This window comes from Streptomyces sp. NPDC002463, from assembly GCF_042889835.1.
GTDB classification, from domain to species: Bacteria; Actinomycetota; Actinomycetes; order Streptomycetales; family Streptomycetaceae; genus Streptomyces; species Streptomyces nymphaeiformis.
This window is the reverse complement of record NZ_JBIARL010000015.1, coordinates 80,444-106,745: the sequence shown is the minus strand read 5'-3', so window position 1 is coordinate 106,745 and position 26,302 is coordinate 80,444. Positions and strand designations below refer to the sequence as shown.

Here is a 26,302-nt window from a genome sequence, read left to right as displayed (position 1 = left end):
GGGTCGTGCGGGTCGTCAGCGCGTCGTCAGTGCCCGACGGACCAGGAGGCGATCAGGTACTCCTTGATGTCGTTGGGCCCGGGGTTCTCCCGCGGCTTGCTGACCATGTTCTCCGAGATGAAGAACCGCCCGTTCTGGTAGAGGAGTTCGGCGCCGTTCAGGCTGAAGCTCGACTCGGGGTTGTTGAGCGACTTGTTCGCCGGGTTCTCCAGGAGGAGCGTCTCCTTCATCGTGCCGCCGTCGACCGAGACGATCCGGCCGCCCTGGTTGTAGGGGGGCTCCTTGTAGACGATGAGGTTGCCGCCGTCCATCCGCAGCGGGACGAACGTGTACTTGTCGCCCGCGTCGGCCTTCTCCGGCACCGTGCGCCCGGTGGTCAGGTCGAAGCCGATGATCTCGTTCGTCTCGTCGCCGTACTCGCCGGTGCTGCCCTCGTGCTCCTCGGTCGGCAGGTACAGCCGGCCGTTGCCGACGAGCGCCTGCTGGCAGGACTCGACCTCGGTCGGGCGGCAGCGGGCCGCGTACTGCTCCGGGTCCGCCGTGATCTTCGCCTTCAGCTTGCCGGTCTTCTCGTCGATCGAGAAGAAGTCCGTGATGCCGCTGCCGTCGCCGGAGCTGTCGCCGATGTCGGTCGCGACGACCAGCGGCTTCGTGGAGACGACCGAGGCGTACTTCACGCCGGGCGGCATCTTGAACTGCGAGAGCGGGGCGCCCGTCGTCGGGTTGAGGTTCTGGATCAGCACGTTCGGGTTGTCGTACTGACCGCACTTGCGGACCGCGACGAGGCCCTCGCCGCCGCCGTACCCCATGTCGTAGCAGTTCTGGTCGTTGGCCTGCGGCTTCCAGCGCGGGTTGCCGTTGGCGAGGTCGAAGGCGGCGCCGCCGTCGGTGCCGCCGGCCGCGACGGTCGTCCCGCTGAGCGTGACCTCGCCGAACCGGGCCTTCGCGTCACCCGCGGAGCCGCCGGTGACGGAGGTCGACCAGAGCAGCTTGCCGGTGTTCAGGTCGACGACGCCGACCTCGGTGCACTGCTGGTAGTAGCGCGGCGCGACGCGCTTGGCGGCCTCGAAGAGGATCGGGGCCTTGTTGTCCGCGGTGACGTGCCGCGAGGTGCCGCAGATCTGACCGGTCAGCGGCAGCGTCCACAGGACGTTGCCCTTGTCCAGGTCGTAGGCGACGAGGGAGTTCACGCCCGGCTTCACGAACGCCTTGTCGGTGACGAAGGAACCGGAGACGTCCGTGACGTCCGCGACCTTCGGTTCCCCGACCAGGAAGGACACCTTCGCCTTGGTGCTGGCCCCCGGCTTCTCCTTGCCACCGCCGCCGATGCCCTTGCCGCCGGTGTCGCCGCCGGTGGAGCCCTGCGAGGTGCCGCCAGAGCCCTTGGCCTCGTCGCCCCCGTCACCGGAGTTGGCGTACCAGATGCCGACGCCGACGATCAGGACGACGGCGACGACCGCCGCGATGACGATCTGCATCTGCGCCGACAGCTTCTTGCCGCCGGACACGGCCGGAGCCGCGACGGTCTGCTGCGGGTGGCCGTAGGGCTGCTGCGGCTGGGCCGGGTAGCCGTACGGGGGCTGGCCCGGCTGCTGCGGCTGGGCCGGGTAGCCGTACTGCTGGGGCTGCTGCGGCTGCTGGGGCGCGGTCGGGTAGCCGTACGGCTGCTGCGGCGCCTGCTGCGGGTAGCCGTACCCCGGCTCGGGCTGGGGGGCGGCCGGCGGCTGCTGCGGGTAGCCGTAGCCCGGCTGCTGCGGCGGCGGGGGCGTCGGCGCGCCGAAGCCGCCCCTCGGGTCCGGGGGCTGGTTCGGCGGGGGCGGGGGTGGCTGCGTCATCGGTCCGCGTACCTCACTTGCTGAAGGCCATCATCGTCTTGACCTGCATCTCTTCCTTGTCGTTGGACGCCGACACACGCCCGGCCGCCACCACGAAGGTGCCGCTGCCGTAGGCGTAACCCGGGCTGTAGAAGCTCGACTCGATCTCGGAGGTCGAGGCCGGGTGCTGGAGCAGGATCTTCGGCGCGCCACCGGTCGGGGCGAGGGTCGCGACGGCACCGCCCTTGTCGTACGTGGTCTGCATGTACAGCAGGACGTCGGGGCCCTCCATGCGCAGCGGGGTCACCTTCCGCCCCTCGGGCGCCTTGGCGCGCCACTTGGCCTTGCCGGTCTTCAGGTCGTAGGCGACGACCTCGTTCGTCTTGCCGTAGTCGGTCTCGGTCGACATGTAGAAGGTGTTCGCGTCGGCCGCGACACCCGTGCAGCCCTGGAGGTTCTTGCCGAAGATGACGAAGCTGCCGCCGCACGAGGGCGCGAACTTGTCGTTGCCGCCCTGGATCGTGGAGCGGAGCCGGCCGTTGGCGTCGAGCGAGAAGATCGTCCACTTCTTCTGCTCGCGCTGGGTGGCCGAGACGACCAGCGGGTCGACCGAGTAGACCTTGTCGACCTCCCAGTTCGCCTCCAGCTGGAAGGTGAACTTCGGCTTGCCCGTGTTGGGGTCGACCTGGCCGACCGCCTGGATCTTCTTGGTCGTGCTGCCCGACGGGCAGTTCATGGCGGCGATCAGCTTGCTGCCGCCCGCGTACGCGAAGGGCTTGCAGCCGGTGTCGGCGCCCTTGAAGAGCTGGTGGCCGTCGGCGAGCGAGAAGCCGTACGCGCTGCTGGAACCGGCGGCGGTGACCGTGTTGCCGCTGATGGCCAGGGTGTTGTCGTCGAAGGCGAACAGGCCCGTGGCCTTCGGGACGGCCTTCTTCCAGCCGGCCTTGCCGGTCTTGAGGTCGATCTTCTGCAGGTTGGTGCACTTGGCGCCGTCCTTGGCGCTCTCGGCGTACCCGAAGACCATGGAGCCGTCGGCGGCGGGCTCCGGCGGGACGGCGCACAGCTCGAACGGCACGTCCACGTGCCACTTGCGCTTGCCGTCGCTCAGGCCGAAGCCGTCGATGCCCTTGTACATCGCCTTCACGACGGTGTCGCCGACGATCCACGGGCCGAAGACGTCGGAGCCGTTGCGGGGCAGGTCGACGTCGTTCTTCAGCAGCCAGTCGACCTTCGCCTCGCCGGCCTGGCGGCCCGCGTTGAGGTCCTCGTCGCCGTCCTTGGCGCCGTCGCCGGAGCCGTCGCCCTGGTCCACCGACTCGGTGGGCTTGGGCGCGCCGGTGGCGGTCGCGGTGGAGGTGGGCTTCGCGACCGGGTCCTCGTCGTCGTCCCCGCCGACGACGGCCCAGGTCGTGACGGCGGCGACCAGGACGGCCGCGGCGGCCACGCCCGCGACGATTCCGGTCCGGCCCTTGAACGGACCGCCGCCGCCGGGAGCCGGCGGCGGGGTCGGGGCGGGGTAGCCGCCGTAGGGGTTCTGCTGCTGGCCGTACGGGCCGGGCTGGCCCTGCTGCGGGTAGCCGTAGGGCTGCTGCTGGCCGTACGGACCGGGCTGACCCGGCTGGCCGTAGGGACCCGGCTGGCCCTGCTGCCCCGGCTGACCGTACGGGCCCGGCTGGCCCTGCTGCGGGTATCCGTAACCGGGCTGCGGCGCCTGCCCGTACGGCCCCGGCGCGGCCGCCGGCGGGGTCTGCGGCGCGGGCGGCGTCTGCGGAGCCTGCGGCGGGACCGGCGGCACGGGCGGCATGCCCTGGCCGGCACCCTGGTTCGGGTCCTGGGGGGCTCCGAAGCCCCCCGGCGGCTGGTTGCTGGGCGGCTGGGTCATCTGCGGTTTCCCCCTTGACGTGAACGGGTTTTCTTTCTACCACTCACGCGCTGGCGCAAAAGCGACCGGTCCGCCCCTTGTACCCAAGGGAGGACCGGCCTGTGATGCCCTCGTTATGCGCCCCGGCGGGCCGGGCCTAGGCGTCCTCGGCCAGTTCCAGCCAGCGCATCTCCAATTCCTCCCGCTCCCCCGCGAGTTCCCGGAGCTCCGCGTCGAGCTTGGCCACCTTCTCGAAATCGGTGGCGTTGTCCGCGATCTGGGCGTGCAGCTTCGCCTCCTTGTCGGAGAGCTTGTCGAGCTGCCGCTCGACCTTCTGCAGCTCCTTCTTGGCGGCGCGGGCGTCGGCGGCGGAGACGCCCGGCTTCTGCTGCGCGGGCGCGGCGGCGGGCGCCGGGACCGACGCCTCGATCATCGCCCGGCGGCGCTCCAGGTACTCGTCGATGCCGCGCGGCAGCATCCGCAGAGTCCGGTCGCCGAGCAGCGCGAACGTCCGGTCGGTGGTGCGCTCGATGAAGAAGCGGTCGTGGGAGATGACCACCATGGAGCCCGGCCAGCCGTCGAGGAGGTCCTCCAGCTGCGTCAGGGTCTCGATGTCGAGGTCGTTGGTGGGCTCGTCGAGGAAGAGGACGTTCGGCTCGTCCATCAGCAGGCGGAGCAGCTGGAGGCGGCGGCGCTCACCACCGGACAGGTCGCCGACGGGCGTCCACTGCTTCTCCTTGGAGAAGCCGAACTGCTCGCAGAGCTGGCCGGCCGTCATCTCGCGGCCCTTGCCGAGGTCGACCCGGTCGCGGATCTGCTGCACGGCCTCCAGGACGCGCAGCGTGGCCGGGAGTTCGGTGACGTCCTGCGAGAGGTAGGCGAGGCGGACGGTCTTGCCGACGACGATCCGGCCGGCGGCGGGCTGCTTCTCGCCCTGGCTGACGGCCGCTTCGGCGAGCGCCCGCAGGAGTGAGGTCTTGCCCGCGCCGTTGACGCCGACGAGGCCGATGCGGTCGCCGGGGCCGAGCTGCCAGGTGAGGTGCTTGAGCAGCTCCTTCGGGCCGGCGGTGATGCTCACGTCCTCCAGGTCGAAGACGGTCTTGCCGAGGCGGGCGTTGGCGAACTTCATCAGCTCGCTGGTGTCGCGCGGCGGCGGCACGTCGGCGATCAGCTCGTTCGCGGCCTCGATGCGGTAGCGCGGCTTGGAGGTACGGGCGGGGGCGCCGCGCCGCAGCCAGGCCAGCTCCTTGCGCATCAGGTTCTGCCGCTTGGCCTCCTCCGTGGCGGCGATCCGCTCGCGCTCGGCACGGGCGAAGACGTAGTCGGAGTAGCCGCCCTCGTACTCGTGCACGGCACCGCGCTGCACGTCCCACATGCGGGTGCAGACCTGGTCGAGGAACCAGCGGTCGTGGGTGACGCAGACGAGTGCCGAGCGGCGGTTCTGCAGGTGGCCGGCGAGCCAGGCGATGCCCTCGACGTCGAGGTGGTTGGTGGGCTCGTCGAGGACGATCAGGTCCTGGTCGTCGATGAGGAGCTTGGCGAGCGCGATGCGCCGCCGCTCGCCGCCGGAGAGCGGGCCGATGACCGTGTCGAGGCCCTTCTCGAAGCCCGGCAGGTCGAGACCGCCGAAGAGGCCGGTGAGCACGTCGCGGATCTTGGCGCTGCCCGCCCACTCGTGGTCGGCCATGACGCCGATGACCTCGTGCCGGATGGTGGCCTTCGGGTCGAGGGAGTCGTGCTGGGTGAGCACCCCGAGGCGCAGCCCGCCACTGTGGGTGACCCGGCCGCTGTCGGCCTCCTCCAGCTTGGCGAGCATCCGGATGAGGGTGGTCTTGCCGTCGCCGTTGCGCCCGACGACGCCGATCCGGTCCCCTTCGGAGACGCCGAGCGAGACCCCGTCGAGCAGGGCACGGGTGCCGTACACCTTGCTGACGGCCTCGACATTGACCAGGTTGACGGCCACGTTGACTCCTGTACGGGGGATCGATCGACGTCCTAGGGTACGTCGCGCCACCGCCGGTACACCTCCGGTACACCAGCGGTGTACCATCGCCGCATGGCTGACTCCACCATCAAGGTGCCGGACACCACCCGCGACCATCTCGCCTCGCTGGCCCGGGAGCGGGGCACCACGATAGGAGCGCTCGTCACCGAACTGGCCGCGACCCAGCTCACCGCCGCGCAGGCGCGGGAGAAGGTGGCCGAGAGCCGGCGGATCATGCGCGAGCGGATGCACTCCACCCTCACCGACGAGGAGTTCGACGCGACCCCGAACGCGCTGGACAAGGTCTACGAGATCGCCGCCGCGAACGCCCGCAAGGCCCTCGGAGACACGGCGGCGTGATCATCCTCGACACCTCCGCCGTACTCGCCCTCGCGCGCGGCCACCGCAAACTCCAGCGCGTCGCCGACAACGCGGCCGCGTCGCCGTTCCGCCACCTCCAGGTGCCCGCCCTCTGCCTCCTCCAGGCCGAGACCGAGGGCGAGGGCGCGGGCGACGCGGCCCTTGCACTGCCCGGCATCGACGTCGTCCCGCTCGACACGGTCGCGTCCGTGACCGTCGCGCGGATGGTGCGCGGCGGTTTCGGCGGACCCGACGTCTGCCATGCGCTCTACACCGCGCTGCCCGCACCTCATCGCCCCACCATGGACCTGATCCTGACGGACCGGGCGGACCTCTACCCGCCCGGGACCGTGACCGTGGACATCGACGACGAGCGCCTCGACGACTGACCCCCGGCCGCCGGCCGGCGGTGCCCCGCGCTGCCAACCGGCCCCAAGCCCTCGGCCACGCGGGCGACCTCCCGGCCACGGCTGCCGCACTCCCCGGCCGGCCACCCGACAGCCTCTCCTCAGGTCTCTACACCCCCCACGAGGAGAAGCCCATGTCGTCGAGACACCCCCGCCTGGCCGCCGTCGCCCTGGCCACCACCGCCCTCACCCTGCTCGCCGGGGGCCCCGCGTCGGCCGTCGACCCGACCGTGACCGATCCCCGCGTCATCGCCCACTTCGACTTCGCCGAGGGCCAGACCCCGGAGAACATCGCCCTCGAACCCGACGGCTCCGCGGACATCACCTTCGCCTTCGCCCACGCCATCGCCCGCGTGAACAGGCAGGGCGCCTGGAAGACCATCGCCACGCTCCCCGACGTCGCGAACCCGCAGACCCCGAACATCGGCGCCGCCATCGCCCTCGGCATCGCCCGCGCCCACGACGGCACCCTCTACGCCGCCTACGCCACCGGCACCGCCGAGACCGGCATCTGGCGGATCGCCCCCGGCGGCGGCACCCCCGAGCAGATCGCCCAGCTGCCGGCCGACGCCTTCCCCAACGGCATCGCCCTCGACGAGCACTGCGACACCCTCTACGCCGCCGACTCGAACCGGGGCGAGGTGTGGAGCATCCCGCTGAACGGCGGCGACCCGACGGTCTGGGCCTCGGGGGCAGCACTCGCGCCCTCCCCGCAGCTCCCCTTCGGCGCCAACGGCCTCAAGATCCACGACGACGCCGTCTGGGTCTCCAACACGGCCCAGGGCACCCTGCTCCGCATCCCGTTCGGCCCGGACCGGACCGCCGGCCCGATCGAGACGAGGGCCGTCGGGCTGACCGGCATCGACGACTTCGCCTTCACGGGCCACGGCGACACGGTCCTCGCGGCACTGAACTCGGTGAACGAACTGGAACTCGTCCGCGCGGACGGCACCCACAAGACCGTCCTCACGGCGGCGGACGGCCTCGACAACCCGACCTCGGTGGCGGTCCGCGCCAAGACGGTCTACGTGAACAGCGCGGCCTTCTTCGACACCACGAACCCGGACCCGAACCTGCTGCTCGCCCGCATCTCCAGGAACAAGCTCTAGGGCCTGACCCGGAAGACGGGCCCTAGGCCCGCGCGGACCGTCGTCCCCGCCACTCGCGCCAGGCGAGCGACATGCCCCGGTAGGCGCCGAGCAGCATGAAGACGGCGGCGGCGAGGGAGATCCAGCGCCAGATCCCGTGGAACGAGCCTTCGTCACGGGCGTACACGTAGCCGCCCGCGGCGAAGAGGACGAACAGGGCCGCGTTGCCCAGCAGCTTCGACAGCGGGTGGAACTCCGGCTTGACCAGTTTCATACGACGCCCCCCAGGCCCGTCCGATCGGACGGGCCCAAGGATGACACGTCAGGCCGGAAGGACCGCCGCGCCCGGGGCCGGGGACGTCGCCACGCGGGCCGTGCGGCAGGTGCCCGAGGCGGTGAGGGCGGCGGCGACCGTGGTGGCCGTCTCCGCGTCCTTCACCAGGAAGGCCGTCGTCGGGCCCGAACCGGAGACCAGGGCCGCGAGCGCGCCCGCCTCCGTGCCCGCCGCCAGGGTCGCGGCGAGCGACGGGCGCAGGGAGAGCGCCGGGGCCTGGAGGTCGTTGGCGAGGGTGGCGGCGAGGGCGGTGGTGTCGCCGGTCGCCAGGGCCTCCAGAAGGGCCGGGGAGGCGGCCGGCTCCGGGACGTCGACGCCCTCGGCGAGACGGTCGAACTCGCCGTACACCGCCGGGGTCGACAGACCGCCGTCCGCGACGGCGAACACCCAGTGGAACGTGCCGCCGACCGGCAGCTCCGTCAGCTTCTCGCCGCGCCCGGTGCCGAGCGCCGCCCCGCCGACGAGGCTGAACGGCACGTCCGAGCCGAGTTCCGCGCAGATCTCCAGGAGCATCTCGCGCGGCGAGTCCAGGCCCCAGAGCGCGTCGCAGGCGAGCAGCGCGCCCGCGCCGTCCGCGCTGCCGCCGGCCATGCCGCCCGCGACCGGGATGTCCTTCTCGATGTGCAGGTGCACGTCGGGCGAGATGCCGTGCCGGGCGGCGAGCAGCTCGGCGGCGCGCGCGGCCAGGTTGGTGCGGTCCAGCGGCACCTTGTCGGCGTCCGGGCCCTCGCAGGTGATCGTGAGCTCGGCGGCGGGGGTGGCGGTCACCTCGTCGTACAGGGAGACGGCGAGGAAGACGTTCGCCAGGTCGTGGAAGCCGTCGGGCCGGGCGGCGCCGACCGCGAGCTGCACGTTGACCTTGGCGGGGACGCGTACGGTCACGCCGCTCATGCCTTCGCCTCCGGCTTGTTCTCCGCGATCCGCGCGAACTCCTCGACCGTCAGCGACTCGCCGCGCGCCTGCGGCGAGATCCCGGCCTTCACCAGGGCCTCCTCGGCCGCCGCGGGCGAGCCCGCCCACGTGGCGAGGGCCGCGCGCAGGGTCTTGCGGCGCTGCGCGAAGGCCGCGTCGACGACCGCGAAGACCTCCTGCCGGCTCGCGGTGGTCGGGAGCGGCTCGGTGCGGCGGACGAGGGAGACGAGGCCGGAGTCGACGTTCGGCGCGGGCCAGAAGACGTTGCGGCCGATGGCTCCGGCGCGCTTGACCTCCGCGTACCAGTTGGCCTTGACCGAGGGGACCCCGTACACCTTGTTCCCCGGCTTCGCGGCGAGCCGGTCGGCGACCTCGGCCTGGACCATGACGAGGGTCCGCTCGATGGTCGGGAACCGCTCCAGCATGTGCAGCAGGACGGGCACGGCCACGTTGTACGGCAGGTTCGCGACGAGCGCGGTCGGCGGCGGGCCCGGCAGCTCCTCGACGTGCATCGCGTCGGAGTGGACGAGCGCGAAGCGGTCCTTCTTCCCGGGCATCCGGGCGGCGATCGTCGACGGCAGCGCGGCGGCGAGCACGTCGTCGATCTCGACGGCCGTCACGCGGTCGGCGGCCTCCAGGAGGGCCAGGGTGAGGGAGCCGAGTCCGGGACCCACCTCCACGACGACGTCCTCGGGCCGGACCTCGGCCGTGCGGACGATCCGCCGGACGGTGTTGGCGTCGATGACGAAGTTCTGGCCCTTCTGCTTCGTGGGGCGCACGCCGAGGGCGGCGGCCAGCTCACGGATGTCGGCGGGGCCGAGGAGGGCGTCGGGGCTTTCGGGGCCGGTGGTGGTGCTCACCGGTACAGCGTACGGGGCGCCGGTGGGGCCGACCTACGGCTCACCGGTACCGCGACGGCTACCCGTGCGTGAGCCGGCGCCCGCAGTGGGGCCACGGGCTCGCCCCCCGCTGCACGTACAGCTTCTTCGCGCGGAAGGTCTGCTCGGCGGCGGGCGCGTTCTGGGCGGTGCCGCTGCCGCCGAGGGCGTGCCACGTACCGGGGTCGAACTGGTAGAGCCCGCCGTACGTCCCCGAGGGGTCGACCGCGTTCGGGCGGCCGCCGGACTCGCAGGCGGCGAGCGCGCCCCAGTCGAGGCCGTCGGCGCCGGAGACGGAGGCGGGCAGCGGCCGGGTGCCGACCCGCACCTTGCGGCTGACGGGTTCGCGGACGATCTCCTCGCCGGTGCGGCGCGGCCGCTGCCTGACGCCGTTGACCGTGCGCAGGCTGTACGTGACGCGGCGGACGCCCGGGGCGCCCTGCCGTTCGACGACCTCGGTGCCGGCGAACAGCGCGGGGTCGCGGACCCGCTCGACGGCGTACGGGACGGACTCCTCCCGCACCTGCCGGGAGCCGGTGATCCGCATGACGTTCACGGTCTGGCCGTCGCGGGGGAAGGAGCCGGACGGGACGGAGGTGGTGTCCTGCCCGGAGAGGGTGATCCCGGCCTCGGCGAGGGCCTCGCGGACGGTGGCGGCGTTCGTCCGGATCGTCCGCTCGCGTCCGTCGGCGAGGAAGGTGACGGCCCGCTCGGTGCGGACGTCGAGGGAGAGGCCCTGACGGGAGATCGCGGCGCCGCGGGAGACCGACAGGTAGGCGCCCTCCGCGCGGACCCCGAGCTGGCGCAGGGCGCCCTCGACGGTCTCGGCGGTGGTCCAGATCCGGTGGCGCTGCCCGTCGACGGTGAGGGAGACCGGCCGCCCGTACCGGACGACGATCTCGTCGCCGCTGGCGAGGGCCTCGGCGGGGCCGGGGGCGACGATGTCGTGCTCGCCGACGGCGACGCCCTCGTCGGCCAGGAGCTCGCCGACGTCGTCGGCGAAGGTGTGGAGGGTGCGCGGGACGCCGTCGACGGTGAGCTCGACGGCCTTGTCGTCGGCGACGAAGGCGCTGGTGCCGCCGGCCAGGAAGGCGACGACGAGGGCCTGCGGGACGAGCTTCCGGAGCCCTTCCGCGGCGGCCCCGGGGCCCGCTGAGGCCTTGCGGCGGCGGGCGGCGCGGCGGTCCCCGGCACGGGAGCCCTGGCCGGGGACGGTGCCGGGGGCGGCGCCGGGGGCGGTGTCGGGTACGACGAGGGGCGCCGCCATCGTCGGCTGCTCGTGCAGGGGCAGGGTCGCGCCCGCCGCTCGCCGTCCGGCTCGGTGACTGCCCTGGGAAGTGCTCACGAGGCCGGGACCCTAAGCCCCGGCCCCGGTCACGCTCCCGAGCGACCCGACTGCATGGCGTAACCGTTATGGATCAGTAATCGAAGGCGCGGGCCGTGTTCACGGCGATCGCCCCGGCCAGCTCGTTCTCCCCGATGCCGCGGACCTCCGCCATCGCCCGGACGGTGACCGGGATCAGGTACGGGGCGTTCGGGCGGCCGCGGAAGGGCGCGGGGGTGAGGAAGGGGGCGTCGGTCTCGACGAGGACGAGCTCCAGCGGGGCGATCGCGAGGGCGTCGCGCAGCGGCTGGGCGTTCTTGAAGGTGACGTTGCCGGCGAAGGACATGTAGTAGCCCTTGGCGGCGCAGATCTCGGCCATGGCGGCGTCGCCGGAGTAGCAGTGGAAGACGGTCCGCTCGGGGGCTCCCTCCTCGTCGAGGACGCGCAGCACGTCGGCGTGGGCCTCGCGGTCGTGGATGACGAGCGTCTTGCCGTGGCGCTTGGCGATCTCGATGTGGGCGCGGAAGGAACGCTCCTGCGCGGCGATGCCCTCGGGGCCCGTACGGAAGAAGTCGAGGCCGGTCTCGCCGACGCCGCGCACGTGCGGCAGGGCGGCGAGCCGGTCGATCTCGCTGAGGGCGTCGTCGAGGGCGGAGTCCCCACCCCCCTGGCGGGCCCCTTGCCGGGACCAGCCGTCGGGGTCCCCGAGCACGATCCTCGGAGCCTCGTTCGGGTGCAGCGCCACAACGGCGTGCACGTTCTCGTGGGCGGCGGCCGTCTCGGCGGCCCACTGCGAGCCCTTCACGTCGCAGCCGACCTGGACGACCGTGGTCACGCCGACGGCGGCGGCCTTGACGAGGGCCTCCTCGACGGTCCCGGACTGCAGGTCCATATGGGTGTGCGAGTCCGCGACCTCCACGAGGAGGGGTTCGGGCAGCGGCGGCGGGGCGTCCTTGGCACTCATGGCCCCGATCGTACGAGGACCACGAGTGCCATCGCGTGGACTACTGGTGACGCCGGAACGGGTGCAGGAGGTCCGACAGGTGCCAGTGGTGCGGCACCGGCGGCACCGGCGGCTCCTCGGGAACGTCCTCGGTCAGCTCCTGGCCGATGGGCCCGGTCGTGGAGATCGGCCTCGTCGCCCGCGCCCCCCGATGATGCCCCTCGGTCACGGCGATCATGTCGACCACCGACGATATCTGCCCTGCACGCATGATCCGGACGACGTGCCCGCCGCAGTTCATGCAGGTGGGGCTGGAAAGCGGGGACGGAACCCGCTCTCCCCCGGCCTTGTAGACGACGTGTTCCTGGCCGGCGGCGTCGACGTGGTGCTCGATGTCGTACGCCTGCTCCCAGCCGTATCCGCAGCGCATGCAGGCGAAGGCGTACGCCTCATGGGCGACGGATATGCCGGTGCCGGTGATCTCGCTCATGCCAGCTCCTCTCCACTGATCAGTGGACGCCTTTTCGGGCCGGAGCGCATCAGCGGGGGAAGAACCATGGAAGGCTCTTTGGCGTTCCCTTGCCAAGCGCCCTGGGAACGGTCCCGGCGCCGGGTTCGGCTTTGCCTTTCAGATTAGTCCTTTACCGTTTCCAGGGCCCGACGCGTCCGCATTCTTTGCCGCGACCACCGCATCGAACACCTCCCGCTTGGGAAGTCCCGCCTCCGCCGCGACGGCGGCGATCGCCTCCTTGCGGCGCTCGCCCGCCTCCTCGCGCACGCGCACCCTGCGCACCAGCTCCTCCGCGTCGAGTTCCGCGGGGCCTGTCTCCGGGGCGCCCTCGACGACGACGGTGATCTCGCCCCGTACGCCCTCGGCGGCCCAGGCGGCGAGCTCGGCCAGCGGGCCGCGCTTGACCTCCTCGTACGTCTTGGTCAGCTCGCGGCAGACGGCGGCCCGGCGCTCGGCGCCGAAGACCTCGGCCATCGCGGCGAGGGTGTCGTCGAGCCGGTGCGGGGCCTCGAAGTAGACGAGGGTCCGTCGCTCGTCCGCGACCTCGCGCAGACGGCCCAGGCGCTCGCCGGCCTTCCTCGGCAGGAAGCCCTCGAAGCAGAAGCGGTCCACGGGGAGGCCGGAGAGGGCGAGCGCGGTGAGCACGGCGGACGGGCCGGGGACGGCCGTCACCTTGATGTCCTGCTCGACGGCGGCGGCGACGAGCCGGTAGCCGGGGTCCGACACGGACGGCATGCCCGCGTCGGTCACCAGGAGCACGCGCGCGCCGCCGACCAGCGCCTCGACCAGTTCGGGCGTACGGGCGGACTCGTTGCCCTCGAAGTACGAGACGACCCGGCCCGTGGTGTGGATGCCGAGCGCCCGGGTGAGGCCGCGCAGCCTCCGGGTGTCCTCGGCGGCCACGATGTCCGCGCTCTCCAGTTCGGTGGCGAGCCGGGGCGGCGCGTCCGCGATGTCACCGATGGGGGTCCCTGCGAGTACCAGCGTTCCTGTCACACGGACCATCCTCCCAGCCCGGACAGGCGACGCGCACAGGCGCAGTCCCTACGATGGCGCGGTGACCAGTACCGCACCCGAGGCCCTGGAGGGCCAGCACCCCGTGGCGGCGCCCGTGGCAGAGTCCTCTTCGTGGCAGCTCAGGCTGCGGCGCTTCGGCTACGCGCCGCCCGCCGGAGACCAGATCGGGCTGCGGGAGCGGCTCGTCCCCCCGTACACCCGGCCCTCCGCGCGGACGTGGTCGCTCCTCGGCATCGGCCCCGGCCCCGCCGAGCGGCTGTGGCGGCTCCTCGCCTGGGGCGGTCCGCTCCTGGTCACGGCGGTCGCGGGCGTGCTGCGGTTCTGGAACCTGGGCAAGCCGCACGCGGTGATATTCGACGAGACGTACTACGCCAAGGACGCCTGGGCCCTGATCAACCAGGGGTACGAGGGGGCCTGGCCGAAGGACATCGACAAGACGATCCTCACCGACCCCGGCTCGGTCCTGATCCCGACCGACCCGGGCTACGTCGTGCACCCGCCGATGGGCAAATGGGTGATCGGCGTCGGCGAGAAGCTCTTCGGCTTCGAGCCCTTCGGCTGGCGCTTCATGGTCGCGCTGCTCGGCACGCTCTCCGTGCTGATGCTGTGCCGGATCGGCCGCCGTCTCTTCCGCTCGACGTTCCTCGGCTGCCTCGCCGGTCTGCTGCTGGCCGTCGACGGACTGCACTTCGTGATGAGCCGCACCGCGCTGCTCGACCAGGTGCTGATGTTCTTCGTGCTCGCCGCGTTCGGCTGCCTGCTCCTCGACCGGGACCGGACGCGGGCGCGGCTCGCGGCGGCGCTTCCGGAGGACGAGGAGGGGGTCCTTCGCCCCGACGCGGACGTCGCGGAGACCCTGCGCCTGGGCTGGCGGCCGTGGCGGATCGCGGCCGGCGTGTCCCTCGGCCTCGCGGCGGCGACCAAGTGGAACGGCCTGTACATCATGGTCGGCTTCGGTCTCCTCACCGTCCTGTGGGACGTCGGCGCCCGCCGTACGGCCGGCGCGGTCCACCCGTACCTCTCGGTGATCAAGAAGGACCTGGTCCCGGCGTTCGTGTCGGTCGTGCCGGTGGCGATCGCGACGTACCTGGCGACCTGGACCGGATGGCTGGTCAGCGACAAGGGCTACTTCCGGCACTGGGCCGAGGACCACGACAAGGCGGTCGGCGGCGGCACCTGGGGCTGGCTCCCCGACTGGCTGCGCAGCCTCTGGCACTACGAGTCCGAGGTGTACACCTTCCACGTCGGCCTCACCTCGCCGCACACCTACCAGTCGAACCCCTGGTCCTGGATCGTCCTCGGCCGCCCCGTCTCGTACTTCTACGAGTCCCCCGCCCCCGGCACGAACGGCTGCCCGGCCACCGCGACCGAGAAGTGCGCCCAGGAGGTCCTGGCCCTCGGCACCCCGCTCCTGTGGTGGGCCGCCTGCTTCGCGATCCTGTACGTCCTGTGGCGCTGGGCCTTCCGCCGCGACTGGCGCGCGGGCGCGATCGCCTGCGGCATCGCGGCCGGCTGGCTCCCCTGGTTCCTTTATCAGGAACGCACCATCTTCCTTTTCTACGCGGTCGTCTTCGTGCCTTTCCTGTGCCTGGCGGTGGCCATGATGCTGGGCGCACTCATCGGCCCCCGCGGTTCATCGGAAAGACGCCGCACATTCGGCGCGGTGGCGGCGGGATGTCTCGTCCTGCTCATCGTCTGGAATTTCATCTACTTCTGGCCCCTGTACACCGGGACTCCCATTCCGCTGGACCAGTGGCGGAACAGGATCTGGCTCGACACCTGGGTCTAGCGGGGGAATTGCAGCGAGAGGGCGCGACCGGCGGTCGCGCCCTCTCCTCGTCGTCGCGGCTCATGCGCCCAGGAGGTGCACCACCGTCAACGCCGACAGCACGAGGCCCGCGCCCACCATCGCCTTGGCCGTCACCGGCCGTCGCCGTGGGTCCGCTCCGGAGGCCAGCCAGAGCTGCAGCACCGAAGGGAGGAAGAAGAACATCCCGGCCATCGCAGCCACGAAGGACCACCACAGCAACAGCACCGAGACGATGCCGGCGACCCAGCCGAAGCCCGACGGGCGGGCATGGAACAACAGCGGCACGGCGGCCACGGCGGCGGTCACGAGGACCGGAGGAAAGCTGATGTAGCCCCGGTCCACCCATACGGCCAAGGGGCCCAGGGGGGTCATCGCGGCGAGCAGCACGAGGCCGAACTGCCATGGGTGGATGTCGTCCCGTCGCACAGTCGCCTGCATGTCCGCCCCCGATCCCGATGAGTTGAACGCGTTCAAACTACCGTAGTCCGCTGCGGTCGGTGCAACACCGGTTCGACGGGACGGGTTTGACGGATGTGGCGGAAGTCGCTCGACACCCGGACGCCGTGACTGCTTGACTCGTCGGTCCACCTGGGGAGGGGAGGCGCAGTCATGCGCAGTGGGGCGAAGGTCGCGATCGTCGGGGGCGTGTTCGTCGTCGTGGCGAGCGGCGTCGGGTACGGGGGCTACAACCTCTGGAACGGGATCACGGGCGGCGAGACCTCCGTGGGTGTCAACGCCGGTGACGCGCCGAAGTCGGGGCCCGTCACCCCCGACGAGGTCACGGCCACCGCGAAGGACTTCCTGGCGGCCTGGGCCGCCGGGGAGTCGGACAAGGCGGCCCAGCTGACCAACGACCCGGTCACGGCGGGGCCTGCGGTCGCCGCCTACCGGGAGGGCGCGAGCGTCTCGAAGGCGGTCATCACGCCGGGGACGGCGGTCGGGGCGACGGTGCCGTTCACGGTGAAGGCGACCATCACGTACGGGGGCGTGTCGAAGGACCTGTCGTACGCCTCCGAACTCACCGTGGTACGCGGACAGACCACCGGCCGGGCGCTCGTGAAGTGGCAGCCGACCGTGATCCACCCGAAGCTCACCGCCGCCGGGACGCTGCGGACGGGCGAGGCGAAGACCCCCGCCATCAAGGCCGTCGACCGCAACGGGGTCGAGCTGACGGCGGAGAAGTACCCCTCGCTCGGGCCGGTCCTGACCGAACTGCGCAGGCGGTACGGGTCGAAGGCGGGCGGCACCGGTGGCGTCGAGACCTGGATCGACTCGGGCAGCGAGGGCGCCGCCGACACTCCCCTCCTCGTCCTGTCGAAGGGGAAGCCCGGCACCCTGGAGACCACCATCGACGCGGGCGTCCAGGCGGCGGCCGAGAAGGCGGTCAAGGGCTTCGGTCAGGCCTCGGTGGCCGCGATCGAGCCGTCGACGGGGGCGATACGGGCGGTCGCCAACCATCCCGCCACCGAGTTCAACACCGCGCTCATGGGGCAGCAGGCCCCCGGCTCGACGATGAAGATCGTCACGGCGACGATGATGATGCAGAACGGTCTGGCGACGCCCGGCACCCGGGTCGAGTGTCCTCCGGACGTCCTGTCGAGGGGCAGGACCTTCCACAACCTCAAGGACTTCAGCATCCCGAACGGCACCCTCACCGACGCCTTCCGCCGCTCCTGCAACACCGCCTTCATCAAGGCGATCACCAAGCTCAGCGACAAGAACATCGCGGACACCGCCCTCGGCGCGACCGCCCGCGACTCCTTCGGCATCGGCCAGGAGTGGAACATCGGCGTCCAGGCCGCGGACGGCTCCGTGCCCGAGTCCGCCGGGGCCGAGACCCCCGCCTCGTACATCGGTCAGGGCAAGATCACGATGAGCGCCCTGAACGTCGCCTCGCTCTCCGCGACCGCGAAGAACGGCGGCTTCCTCCAGCCGTACCTCGTGGCGCAGAAGCTCGACGACCGCCCCTTCGCCACCGCCGACCGCCTCCCGTCCCAGATCGCCTCCGGCCTGCGCCGGATGATGAACGCGGCGGCGACGAACGGCACCGCGGCCGAGGCGATGGCGGGGGTCCCCTCCCCCAAGGGCGCGAAGACGGGCTCGGCCGAGCTCGACGGCCAGTCCGCCTCCAACAGCTGGTTCACCGGCTACTCCGGCGACCTGGCGGCCGCGGCGGTCGTCCAGGCTGGCGGCCACGGGGGCGACGCGGCGGGCCCGGTGGTGGCGCAGGTCCTGAAGGCGGGATGAGGGCGGCGGGGCCGCAGGCGGGGTGACCGCAGGCCCGGTGACCGCCGGACCGCAGGCCCGGTGACCGCCCGGTGGTCCCGGCCGGTCGGCCGTCGGGCGGCCTCGGCCCGTCGCCCCTCCCCGGAACCCGGTCGCGTGTCCCGTACACCGACCGCTAGCGTGCGGGCCATGACGACCGACGAGGACACCGCCTCCGCCGCCCACCCCCAGTTCGCCGCCGCCCTCCAGGAGTTGGGGCTCGACGTCGAGATCCGGCGCTTCCCGGACGAGACGCGGACCGCCCGGCAGGCCGCCGAGGCCATCGGCTGCGAGGTCGCCGAGATCGTGAAGTCGCTGATCTTCGCGGCCGACGGGGTGCCGGTCCTCGTCCTGATGGACGGCGCGTCGCGGGTGGACGTCGAGCGGGTGCGGCAGGAGCTGGGCGCGGAGAAGGTGACCCGGGCGGACGCGAAGGTGGTCCGGGAGACGACGGGGTACGCGATCGGGGGCGTGCCGCCGTTCGGGCACCGGACGAGGACGCGGGTCCTCGCCGACCGGGGGATCCTCGACCACACGGTGGTGTGGGCGGCGGCGGGCAATCCGCACACGGTCTTCGCGATGGACCCGAAGACGCTGGTCGCGCATGCCGGCGGCGCGCTGGTGGACGTCCGCGAGCTCTCGGCGTGACGCCGCTGGTCACGCTCGCGGTCCTCGTCGCGGCGGTCACGCACGCCGGCTGGAACGCGATGGCGAAGAGCGTCGAGGACCAGCTGATCTCCTTCACGCTGATCGCCGGCGGCGGGGCGCTGATCGGCGCGATCGTGGCCTGCTTCGCACCGCTGCCGGCGGCGGGGGCGTGGCCGTACCTGATCGCCTCGGCGGTCCTCCACATCGCCTACTACGTGCTGCTGATGCGCTCGTTCTCGCTCGGCGACTTCGGCCAGGTGTACCCGATCGCGCGCGGTACGGCCCCGCTGGTCGTGACCGTCCTCGCGGCGGTCTTCGTCCACGAGCTGCCGGACGGCTGGCAGTTGCTCGGGGTGGCGGTGGCCTGCGCGGGCCTGACGGGCCTCGCGCTGTGGGGCATCCGGGGCGGCGGGAGCCGCCCGCACTGGCCGGCGCTGCTCGCGGCGGGCGCGACGGGGCTTTCGATCGCCCTGTACACGGTCGTGGACGGCGTCGGCGTCCGCGCCTCGGGCACGCCGCTGGGCTACATCGGGTGGCTGATGATCCTGGAGGGCCTGGCGATCCCGGCGTACGCCCTGTGGAAGCGGCGCTCGGCCCTGCTCCCCCAGCTCCGCCCGTACGCGGCCCGCGGCCTCCTCGGCGCGGCCCTGTCGGTCGCGGCGTACGCCCTGGTCCTGTGGGCCCAGACGAAGGCCCCGCTGGCTCCGATCGCCGCGCTGCGCGAGTCCTCGATCATCGTGGGCGCGGCCATCGGCGCGGTCTTCTTCAAGGAACGCTTCGGCGCCCCGAGGGTCGCGGCGGCGGGCCTGATGGTGGTGGGGATCGGCCTGATGCTGCACGCGGGGTGAGCCTCGCGCGGGGACGCCGGGACGCTCATTCGGCCTCGGGGACCACCTCGGCGAACGAGGTCACGAACGCGGTGACGAGCCGGGCGAACTCGGACCGGTCGGCGTCCGTCCAGTCCGCCATCACCCGCGCGAAGACCTCCTGCCGGAAGCGATGGGTGCGGTCGAGCTGCGCCCGCCCGGAGTCGGTGAGGGCGAGCAGTGCGCGCCGGGCGTCGGCCGGGTCGGTCCTGCGGACCAGCCATCCTTCCTCGACGGTACGGAGCACCAGCCGGCTCGCCCTCGGCTGATCGACACCGAGCGCGGCGGCGACGTCGGAGACGGAGCACGGCGCGTCGCGGCCCTCGACGGCGTCGAGGACGCCGAACAGCGTGGGGTCGATCGGCTTGCCGCCGTCGGGCGGCGCCAGCCGCCCCAGTGACCGGCGGGTCTGGCTGCGGCGGATGGCGACCATGGCCCGTTCGATGTCGGCGATCGCGTCGCCCGGCTCTCTCTTCGACATGCATGCTAGATTACAATAATTGTCACAACGCATGCTTTGGGGGTTCGCCATGACCGACCCGACCCGGCAGCCCGACGTCCGCGAACAACGCCCGCTCGGTTACTGGCTGAAGCACATCGACGGCGCCATCGAGGAGAGCCTGGGCCGCCTGCTCGCCGCGGACGGCCTGGACCGGCGGGCCTGGCAGGTGCTGAACACCCTCGCCTGCGGCCCGATCACCACCGCCGGACTCGACGGAACCATGGCCGCGTTCCTGTCGGCCGACGAACCGACGCTGCGCCCGCACGCCGACCGCTTCGTCGAGCACGGCTGGGCACGGAGGAACGGCGACGACGTGCTGACCCTGACCGACGAGGGCCGGACCGCGCACCGGCGGATCTCCGAGCGGGTCGGAACCCTGAGGCTTCGCCTGATGGAGTGCCTGTCGCCGGAGGAGCACACGGTCCTGATGGAACTCCTCCGGCGACTCGCCACCCACCTCGACGCCCTGGCCGTCTGAGCGCCCCTCAGCCCGTGGTGCGGGTCACCGGGATCCACAGCTGGGCGTCGGAGTGGGCCGGGTCCTCCCGGGACGGGCGGGTGCGGAGGATCTCCGGGCCCGGGCGGTACTCGTACGGGTTGGACGGGATCCACTGGGCCGCCACGTCGCCCCACATCTGCTGCAGGGCCTGCGGGAACGGGCCCGTGTTCTCGAACACCGCCCAGGTGCCGGCCGGGCAGTCCAGGGCGTCGAGGTCCTCGGGGAGCTCGGCGGTGCCCGTCACCACCGCGTGGTAGTAGTCGAGTTCGCTGCCCTCCTCGAAGCCGTCCGAGAGGCGGACCGTCGCCGACACCACGCCCTCCGGGTCCTGGTCCGACAGGCCGGCGATCCGCAGCATCGTCTCCGGCGGGATGCCGCGGATGTGGTCGGCGATGTGCGGGTTGACCCCCTGGTAGATCAGCGGGACGCGGGCCTTCTTGCCGACGACCCGGAATGCTTCCTTCTCCACGATGCGGTACCGCATGGTGCTGTTCCCTTCGACGGTGAGGCGGAAGGAGAGCCGGGGCTGCGCGTTCAGAGCCGCGCCGGTGCGCCTGGCCTCGCCCGGACCGACGCCGTGCACGGCGCGGAACGCCCGGGCGAAGGCCTCGCCCGAGGTGTAGCCGTAGCGGACCGCGATCTCCAGCAGGGTCGGCTCCCCGGCGAGGACTTCGGCCCCCGCGACGGTGAGCCGCCTGCGCCGGACGTACTCCGACAGCGGCATCCCCGCCAGCGACGAGAACAGCCGCCGGAAGTGGTACTCCGACGTGAGCGTGATCCGGGCCAGCTCGGACACGTCGAGGGGCTGGGCGAGACGGTCCTCGATGTGCTCCATGGCCTGGTTCAGCCTGTCCAGCAACCCGGGCCTCCTTCCCTTTCGCTCACCGACGTTAGGGAGGAGCATGCCTTCCGGACCCGACATTCCCTGCCCGCTCCGGTCGGGTCCGGACAGGCCCTAGTCGGCCAGTACCTCCGCGAAGTGCGTGTTCACCGCCAGCAGGCCGCCGTCCACGCGGAGGGTCGTGCCGGTGATCCAGGACGCGTCCGTCGAGGCCAGGAAGGCCACCGCCGCCGCCACGTCCTCCGGGGTGCCCACGCGGCCCAGGGGGTAGACGCGCGTGGCCAGGGCCTCGAGTTCCGACTCCTTGCCCGCCCACGCCCTCGTCGCGATCGTGCCCGGGTTGATCTGGTTGACCCGTACCCCGCGCGGCGCCGCGTCCCCCGCCAGGGTGCGGGTGAGGGACGCGAGGCCCGCCTTGGCCGCGCTGTACGCGTGGTTGCCGAAGTCCGCCTCCGCGTTGACCGAGCCGATCGTGACGATCGCCCCGCGCCCGCCGGCCTCCGCGAGGTGCGGCATCGCCGCCCGGGAGCAGCGGACGGCGCCCATGAGCGTGACGTCCAGCTGGCCCGTCCAGTTCGCGTCGGGCTCGTCCTCGAAGCGGTCCCGGTCGGCGGCGACGGGGGCGAGGGCGTTGTTGACCAGGACGTCCAGGCGGTCGAACGCCTCGACCGCGTACGCGACCGCCGCGTCGACCGACGCCCGGTCGCCGACGTCGCAGCGCAGGGCCTCCGCCCCGGGGAGCTCCCCGGCGGTGCGGGCGGCCGCCGCCCCGTCGATGTCCGTGACGAGGACCCGCGCGCCCTCCGCCGTGAGCCGCCTGGCGGTGGCCGCGCCGATGCCGCGCGCCGCGCCGGTGATCAGTACCGCGTATCCCTCGAACCGCCGGGTGAGTTCCATGCGGCGATCTCAGCACCGAACCCTTCGGCACACCAGTGCGCCGAATCCGTCACCTCGCCCTCGCGCCGTCCGGGGGTGATCGGCTAGCGTCACCGGGCCCGCCCTGATGCGCGGGTACGGGAGGGATCGGGGACATGGGTCAGCTCATCGCCGTGGCGGTCATCACCGTCCTGGCCGTCATCAGCCCCGGCGCGGACTTCGCGATGACCGTCCGGAACAGCTACCTGTACGGGCGGACCGCCGGCGTCCTCGCGGCCGTCGGGATCGCGGCGGGCGTGCTCGTCCACGTCACGTACACCATGCTCGGCGTGGGCCTGCTGGTGTCGCGGACGCCGATGCTGTTCACCGCGATGAAGCTGATCGGCGCCGCGTACCTGGTGTACATCGGGTACAAGACGTTCGTCGCCAAGGCCACCCGGGTCGACATGGACCAGGCGGGCGAGACCGGCCTGTCGAAGGCCGGGGCCTTGCGCACCGGGTTCCTGACCAACGCGCTCAACCCGAAGACCATGCTCTTCGTGCTCAGCACCTACACCCAGGTCGTCAGCGCCGACACGCCCCTCGTCCAGCAGGTCGGCTACGGCCTGTTCATGTCGTTCGCGCACCTGGTGTGGTTCGGTCTCGCCGCGGTGTTCTTCTCCAACAACAGCCTGCGGCCCCGGCTGTTGCGGAAGCAGGCCGTGCTGAACAAGGTCATCGGGAGCGTGCTCGTCGGGCTCGGGATGGTGCTCGCGCTCACGCCCGCCGTGGCCTGACGGGTCAGCCGGTCACCGACCGCACCGCGCGCACCAGCGCCTGGGCGCGCGGGTCCGCCGTGACCGTCTTGCGCATGCCGTTGGTGACGTACCCGAAGGCGATCCCGGCGTCCGGGTCGGCGAAGCCGAGCGAGCCGCCGCGGCCGGGGTGGCCGAAGGAGGACGGGCCGAGGAGCGGGGAGGCCGGGCCGTGCAGCATGTGGCCCAGGCCGAAGCGCGTGCCGACGAGCAGCACCTGGTCCGTGCCCGCGGACTCCTCGGTACGGGCCAGGGTGAGGGTCGCCGGGGCGAAGAGGCGGTGCCCGCCGTCCACCGGGCCCAGCGTCGCGGCGTAGAAGCGGGCGAGTGCGCGGGCGGTGGCGACGCCCGCCGAGCCGGGCAGTTCGGCGGCCCGGTAGACGGGGTCGTTCTCGTCGGGCCTGGGGTCGATGACCTCGAAGGCGCGCCGGGTGAGGGAGTCCGGGTTCTGGTAGGCCTCGGTGACGGAGCGCTTGGGGCGGAGCTTGAGCTCCCCGCTGCCCGGCGGGGCGGTCTCCTCGACGGGGCCGAGCCGGCCGACGCGGTGGGCCTCGGTGTCGGGCAGCCCGATCCACAGGTCGAGGTCGAGGGGGCCGGTGATCTCGTCGGCGACCCAGCGGCCGATGGTGCGGCCGGTGACGTGGTGGACCAGGCCGGAGAGCAGCCAGCTGAAGGTGTGGGCGTGGTAGCCGTGGGCGGTGCCGGGCTCCCAGACGGGGGCCTGGGCGGCTATCGCGCCCGTCGCCGTCGGGAGGTCGACCGCCTCGGCGAGGGTGAGCGGCCGGTCGAGGACCGGGACGCCCGCCCGGTGCGCGAGGAGCTGCCGTACGGTCACCCGGTCCTTGCCGTGGGCCTTGAAGTCGGGCCAGTACGAGGCGACGGGGGCGTCCAGGTCGAGCAGTCCGCGCTGGTGCAGGAGGAGGGGTACGGCGGCGGCGACGCCCTTGGTGGCCGAGCGGACGACCTGCGCGGTGTCGGCCGTCCACGGGTCCGTGCCGTCGGCGTCACGGCTTCCCGCCCACAGGTCGACGACCTTCACGCCGTCGCGGTGGACGGCGACGGCCGCGCCGCGCTCGCCCCGCTGCTCGAAGTTGCGCAGGAACGCGTCCCTGACGGGCTCCCAGCCCGCCGCCACCGTGCCCTGGACGTCCACCTGTGCCACCACTCCCTGCTCGTGTTTCCGGCTTCCCATGGTGCAACGTGGACGGCCGGGGTCCGATTCCGGGGTGTCAGGCCACCGACTGCGGCACGAAGCCGAACGGCAGCTCCAGGCGGTGCCGGGCCATCAGCTCCTCGTCGGCGAGGATCCCGCCGGTGGGGCCGTCGGCGGCGATGACGCCCTCGCTGAGGATCACCGAGCGCGGGCAGAGCTCCAGGGCGTACGGCAGGTCGTGGGTGACCATGAGGACGGTGACGTCCAGCGTCCGGAGGATGTCGGCGAGCTCGCGGCGCGAGGCCGGGTCCAGGTTGGAGGACGGCTCGTCGAGGACGAGGATCTCCGGCTCCATGGCGAGGACGGTCGCGACGGCGACCCGGCGGCGCTGCCCGAAGGAGAGGTGGTGCGGGGGCCGGTCGGCGAACCCGGCCATCCCGACCTTCTCCAGGGCGCGCAGGACGACCGCGTCGAGCTCCGCGCCGCGGACGCCCGCCGCCGCCGGGCCGAAGGCCACGTCCTCGCGGACGGTCGGCATGAACAGCTGGTCGTCGGGGTCCTGGAAGACGATGCCGACCTTGCGGCGGATCTCGGCCATGTGCTTCTTGCCGACGGGCAGCCCGGCGACGGTGACGGTGCCCGCGCCGCCGGTGAGGATGCCGTTGAGGTGGAGGACGAGGGTGGTCTTGCCGGCGCCGTTGGGGCCGAGGAGCGCGACCCGTTCGCCGCGGCCGACGGTCAGGTCCACGCCGAAGAGGGCCTGGTGGCCGTCGGGGTACGCGTAGGCGAGGCCGGAGACCTCGAGAGAAGGTGTCACAGGGTCCATCCCAGGAGGCAGATCAGGAGTGCGGTGAGCGGCAGGGCGGCGGCGTACGTCCACTGGGCGCGGGTGGCGGTCACCTCGTCGATGACCGGCATGGTGCCGGTGTAGCCGCGGCTGACCATGGCGAGGTGGACGCGTTCGCCGCGCTCGTACGAGCGGATGAAGAGCGCGCCGGCGGACTTGGCGAGGACGCCCCAGTGGCGGACGCCCTTCGCCTCGAAGCCGCGCGAGCGGCGGGCGACGGACATGCGGCGCATCTCGTCGGTGATGACGTCGCCGTACCGGATCATGAACGAGGCGATCTGGACCAGCAGGGGCGGCAGTCTGAGGCGCTGGAGGCCGAGGACCAGGGCCCGCAGTTCGGTGGTGGAGGCGAGGAGCACGGAGGCGGCGACGCCGAGGGTGCCCTTGGCGAGGACGTTCCAGGCGCCCCACAGGCCGGGGACGCTCAGCGACACCCCGAGGACCGTCGTCTGCTCGCCGGGGACCACGAAGGGCATGAGCAGCGCGAACGCGACGAACGGGATCTCGATGAGCAGCCGCTTCAGCAGGAAGCCGGCCGGGATCCGGGCCTTCGCCGCGACGGCCCCGAGGAGGACGGCGTAGAGGGCGAAGGCCCAGACGGCCTCGCGGGGCGTCGAGACCACGACCACGACGAAGCCGAGGACGGCGGCGAGCTTGGTGTGCGGGGGCAGCTCGTGGACCGGCGAGTGCCCCTGCCGGTAGAGCTTGTGGGCGTGCCCCGCTCCCATGTCAGGCCTCCAGGGAGGCGGTCTTGCGGCGGCGGACCACCCAGAAGGCGCCCGAGCCGACGGCGAGGGTCGCGCCGACGCCGATCATCCCGGCGAGGCCGCCGGAGAGCCGGGGGGCCTCGACGCCCTTGACGCCGTAGTCGGCGAGCGGGGAGTCCGCGGAGGCGTGCTCCTCGACGTTCTTGTCGATGCCCTGGTCGGCGGCGACCTTCTCCAGGCCGTCGGGGCTGGCGGAGGCGTAGAAGGAGACGAAGCCGGCGAGGACGAGGGCGGTGACGACGCCGCCGATCCACAGCTTCTTGGGGGAGCCCTTCTCGACGGGGGCCGGAGCCGCGTCGACCAGCTCGCCGTCGACGCGGAGCTTGAGCGGCGCGGTCAGGCCGCGGGCGCCGTACACGAGGTCGGGGCGGACGGCGACGACGGCGCCGACGGTCAGCATGGTGATGACGGCCTCGCCGATGCCGATGAGGACGTGGACGCCGACCATGGCCGTGAGGACCTTGGAGACGGGGACGTCGGTGGTGCCGCCGATCGCGTAGATGAGGGTGAACGCGGTGGCCGCGGCCGGTACGGAGACGAGCGCGGCGACGAACGAGGCCACGGTCACCGAGCGGCGGGTGCGCGGCAGGACGAGGATCAGGCCGCGGAAGAGCGCGTAGGCGACGACGACGGTGACGACGCCCATGACGGTGATGTTCACCCCGAGGGCGGTGAGGCCGCCGTCGGCGAAGAGGATGCCCTGCATGAGCAGGACGACGGCGATGCACAGGACGCCGGTCCAGGGCCCGACGAGGATCGCGGCGAGCGCACCGCCGAGGAGGTGCCCGCTGGTCCCGGCGGCGACCGGGAAGTTCAGCATCTGCACGGCGAAGATGAACGCCGCGACGAGCCCGGCGAGGGGCGCGGTGCGCTCGTCCAGCTCGCGGCGGGCTCCGCGCAGGCCGGCGGCGACGGCGCCGGCGGCGACGACACCGGCGGCGGCCGATACGGGGGCGTTGATGAATCCGTCAGGTACATGCACGTCCGGAATTCTAAGACGC

At 72.5% G+C, this 26,302-nt stretch carries 27 protein-coding genes; 9 read left to right on the top strand and 18 right to left on the bottom strand.

The window, feature by feature from the left end:
* Positions 1-26 precede the first annotated feature (26 nt).
* The 3 genes from ACFYX3_RS28295 to ACFYX3_RS28285 form a co-directional block, all read right to left on the bottom strand.
* Positions 27-1,835, bottom strand: a complete 1,809-nt coding sequence (locus ACFYX3_RS28295) for a PQQ-binding-like beta-propeller repeat protein (protein ID WP_389018942.1) — start codon at positions 1,833-1,835, stop codon at positions 27-29.
* Between the two features lie 13 nt (positions 1,836-1,848).
* A complete protein-coding gene (locus ACFYX3_RS28290) occupies positions 1,849-3,696 on the bottom strand; it encodes a hypothetical protein (RefSeq protein WP_389018939.1) in 1,848 nt (615 codons plus the stop codon).
* Between the two features lie 136 nt (positions 3,697-3,832).
* Positions 3,833-5,638: an ABC-F family ATP-binding cassette domain-containing protein gene (locus tag ACFYX3_RS28285; RefSeq protein ID WP_389018936.1), complete on the bottom strand. Its 1,806-nt coding sequence runs from the start codon at positions 5,636-5,638 to the stop codon at positions 3,833-3,835.
* Between the two features lie 93 nt (positions 5,639-5,731).
* Here ACFYX3_RS28285 and ACFYX3_RS28280 point away from each other — a divergent pair, with 93 nt between their 5' ends.
* From ACFYX3_RS28280 to ACFYX3_RS28270, 3 genes are all read left to right on the top strand, one after another.
* The gene (locus tag ACFYX3_RS28280) at positions 5,732-6,019 is read left to right on the top strand and encodes a hypothetical protein (RefSeq protein ID WP_123459143.1); all 288 of its coding nucleotides are present in this window, start codon (positions 5,732-5,734) and stop codon (positions 6,017-6,019) included.
* Entirely contained in the window at positions 6,016-6,408 is a 393-nt protein-coding gene (locus ACFYX3_RS28275) for a hypothetical protein (protein WP_389018932.1), read from the top strand. Before ACFYX3_RS28280 ends, ACFYX3_RS28275 begins: the two co-directional genes overlap by 4 nt.
* Before the next feature lie 152 nt (positions 6,409-6,560).
* Positions 6,561-7,535, top strand: a complete 975-nt coding sequence (locus ACFYX3_RS28270; protein WP_389018929.1) for a hypothetical protein — start codon at positions 6,561-6,563, stop codon at positions 7,533-7,535.
* Positions 7,536-7,557: 22 nt separating this feature from the next.
* Here ACFYX3_RS28270 and ACFYX3_RS28265 read toward each other — a convergent pair whose 3' ends face one another.
* The 7 genes from ACFYX3_RS28265 to rsmI form a co-directional block, all read right to left on the bottom strand.
* Entirely contained in the window at positions 7,558-7,788 is a 231-nt protein-coding gene (locus ACFYX3_RS28265) for a hypothetical protein (RefSeq protein WP_389018926.1), read from the bottom strand.
* A gap of 48 nt (positions 7,789-7,836) precedes the next feature.
* Positions 7,837-8,739 (bottom strand): 4-(cytidine 5'-diphospho)-2-C-methyl-D-erythritol kinase, encoded by a 903-nt coding sequence (locus ACFYX3_RS28260; protein WP_389018923.1) that lies wholly within the window; start codon positions 8,737-8,739, stop codon positions 7,837-7,839.
* Positions 8,736-9,620, bottom strand: a complete 885-nt coding sequence (gene rsmA, locus ACFYX3_RS28255) for a 16S rRNA (adenine(1518)-N(6)/adenine(1519)-N(6))-dimethyltransferase RsmA (protein WP_382659835.1) — start codon at positions 9,618-9,620, stop codon at positions 8,736-8,738. The genes ACFYX3_RS28260 and rsmA overlap by 4 nt, the downstream gene beginning before the upstream one ends.
* 58 nt (positions 9,621-9,678) lie before the next feature.
* The gene (locus tag ACFYX3_RS28250) at positions 9,679-10,983 is read right to left on the bottom strand and encodes a ubiquitin-like domain-containing protein (protein WP_389018920.1); all 1,305 of its coding nucleotides are present in this window, start codon (positions 10,981-10,983) and stop codon (positions 9,679-9,681) included.
* 73 nt (positions 10,984-11,056) lie between these two features.
* Positions 11,057-11,926 (bottom strand): TatD family hydrolase, encoded by an 870-nt coding sequence (locus tag ACFYX3_RS28245; protein ID WP_389018917.1) that lies wholly within the window; start codon positions 11,924-11,926, stop codon positions 11,057-11,059.
* Positions 11,927-11,966: 40 nt separating this feature from the next.
* Positions 11,967-12,395, bottom strand: coding sequence for a hypothetical protein (locus tag ACFYX3_RS28240; RefSeq protein ID WP_382659839.1), 429 nt, complete (start codon positions 12,393-12,395; stop codon positions 11,967-11,969).
* Positions 12,396-12,533: 138 nt separating this feature from the next.
* On the bottom strand, positions 12,534-13,421 hold the full coding sequence (gene rsmI / locus ACFYX3_RS28235; protein WP_376582246.1) for a 16S rRNA (cytidine(1402)-2'-O)-methyltransferase: 888 nt from the start codon (positions 13,419-13,421) through the stop codon (positions 12,534-12,536).
* Positions 13,422-13,473: 52 nt separating this feature from the next.
* Here rsmI and ACFYX3_RS28230 point away from each other — a divergent pair, with 52 nt between their 5' ends.
* Positions 13,474-15,222, top strand: coding sequence for a dolichyl-phosphate-mannose--protein mannosyltransferase (locus ACFYX3_RS28230; RefSeq protein WP_389018912.1), 1,749 nt, complete (start codon positions 13,474-13,476; stop codon positions 15,220-15,222).
* Between the two features lie 60 nt (positions 15,223-15,282).
* Here the strand turns inward: ACFYX3_RS28230 and ACFYX3_RS28225 are convergent, their stop codons facing one another.
* On the bottom strand, positions 15,283-15,717 hold the full coding sequence (locus ACFYX3_RS28225; RefSeq protein ID WP_389018909.1) for a hypothetical protein: 435 nt from the start codon (positions 15,715-15,717) through the stop codon (positions 15,283-15,285).
* A gap of 135 nt (positions 15,718-15,852) precedes the next feature.
* Between ACFYX3_RS28225 and ACFYX3_RS28220 the strand changes: the two genes are divergently transcribed.
* From ACFYX3_RS28220 to ACFYX3_RS28210, 3 genes are all read left to right on the top strand, one after another.
* Entirely contained in the window at positions 15,853-17,490 is a 1,638-nt protein-coding gene (locus ACFYX3_RS28220) for a penicillin-binding transpeptidase domain-containing protein (protein ID WP_389018906.1), read from the top strand.
* Positions 17,491-17,658: 168 nt separating this feature from the next.
* Positions 17,659-18,156 carry a YbaK/EbsC family protein gene (locus tag ACFYX3_RS28215; protein WP_382659846.1) on the top strand — a complete coding sequence of 166 codons (498 nt, stop codon included), beginning with the start codon at positions 17,659-17,661 and terminating at the stop codon, positions 18,154-18,156.
* Complete coding sequence (locus ACFYX3_RS28210) at positions 18,153-19,004, top strand: EamA family transporter (RefSeq protein WP_389018901.1); 852 nt, start codon at positions 18,153-18,155, stop codon at positions 19,002-19,004. The genes ACFYX3_RS28215 and ACFYX3_RS28210 overlap by 4 nt, the downstream gene beginning before the upstream one ends.
* A 25-nt stretch (positions 19,005-19,029) precedes the next feature.
* On the opposite strand, the gene ACFYX3_RS28205 is transcribed toward ACFYX3_RS28210, so the two are convergent.
* Positions 19,030-19,503 carry a MarR family winged helix-turn-helix transcriptional regulator gene (locus tag ACFYX3_RS28205; RefSeq protein ID WP_389018897.1) on the bottom strand — a complete coding sequence of 158 codons (474 nt, stop codon included), beginning with the start codon at positions 19,501-19,503 and terminating at the stop codon, positions 19,030-19,032.
* A 49-nt stretch (positions 19,504-19,552) separates the two neighbouring features.
* On the opposite strand from ACFYX3_RS28205, the gene ACFYX3_RS28200 reads away from it, so the two are divergent.
* Positions 19,553-20,002 (top strand): MarR family winged helix-turn-helix transcriptional regulator, encoded by a 450-nt coding sequence (locus ACFYX3_RS28200; RefSeq protein WP_389018894.1) that lies wholly within the window; start codon positions 19,553-19,555, stop codon positions 20,000-20,002.
* A 7-nt stretch (positions 20,003-20,009) separates the two neighbouring features.
* Here ACFYX3_RS28200 and ACFYX3_RS28195 read toward each other — a convergent pair whose 3' ends face one another.
* Complete coding sequence (locus tag ACFYX3_RS28195) at positions 20,010-20,882, bottom strand: GyrI-like domain-containing protein (protein WP_389018891.1); 873 nt, start codon at positions 20,880-20,882, stop codon at positions 20,010-20,012.
* A 96-nt stretch (positions 20,883-20,978) separates the two neighbouring features.
* Positions 20,979-21,761 (bottom strand): SDR family NAD(P)-dependent oxidoreductase, encoded by a 783-nt coding sequence (locus ACFYX3_RS28190; protein ID WP_389018888.1) that lies wholly within the window; start codon positions 21,759-21,761, stop codon positions 20,979-20,981.
* Between the two features lie 134 nt (positions 21,762-21,895).
* Between ACFYX3_RS28190 and ACFYX3_RS28185 the strand changes: the two genes are divergently transcribed.
* Positions 21,896-22,516, top strand: coding sequence for a LysE family translocator (locus ACFYX3_RS28185; protein ID WP_389018885.1), 621 nt, complete (start codon positions 21,896-21,898; stop codon positions 22,514-22,516).
* Positions 22,517-22,520: 4 nt separating this feature from the next.
* Here ACFYX3_RS28185 and ACFYX3_RS28180 read toward each other — a convergent pair whose 3' ends face one another.
* Genes ACFYX3_RS28180 through ACFYX3_RS28165 form a run of 4 tightly spaced genes read right to left on the bottom strand, consistent with a single transcriptional unit; the run spans position 22,521 to position 26,283 of the window.
* Positions 22,521-23,726 carry a serine hydrolase domain-containing protein gene (locus ACFYX3_RS28180; RefSeq protein WP_389018882.1) on the bottom strand — a complete coding sequence of 402 codons (1,206 nt, stop codon included), beginning with the start codon at positions 23,724-23,726 and terminating at the stop codon, positions 22,521-22,523.
* Between the two features lie 37 nt (positions 23,727-23,763).
* A complete protein-coding gene (locus ACFYX3_RS28175; protein ID WP_376582268.1) occupies positions 23,764-24,513 on the bottom strand; it encodes an energy-coupling factor ABC transporter ATP-binding protein in 750 nt (249 codons plus the stop codon).
* Positions 24,501-25,262, bottom strand: coding sequence for a cobalt ECF transporter T component CbiQ (cbiQ, locus tag ACFYX3_RS28170; RefSeq protein WP_389018878.1), 762 nt, complete (start codon positions 25,260-25,262; stop codon positions 24,501-24,503). The genes ACFYX3_RS28175 and cbiQ overlap by 13 nt, the downstream gene beginning before the upstream one ends.
* A gap of 1 nt (position 25,263) precedes the next feature.
* A complete protein-coding gene (locus ACFYX3_RS28165; protein ID WP_389018875.1) occupies positions 25,264-26,283 on the bottom strand; it encodes an energy-coupling factor ABC transporter permease in 1,020 nt (339 codons plus the stop codon).
* Positions 26,284-26,302 lie beyond the last annotated feature (19 nt).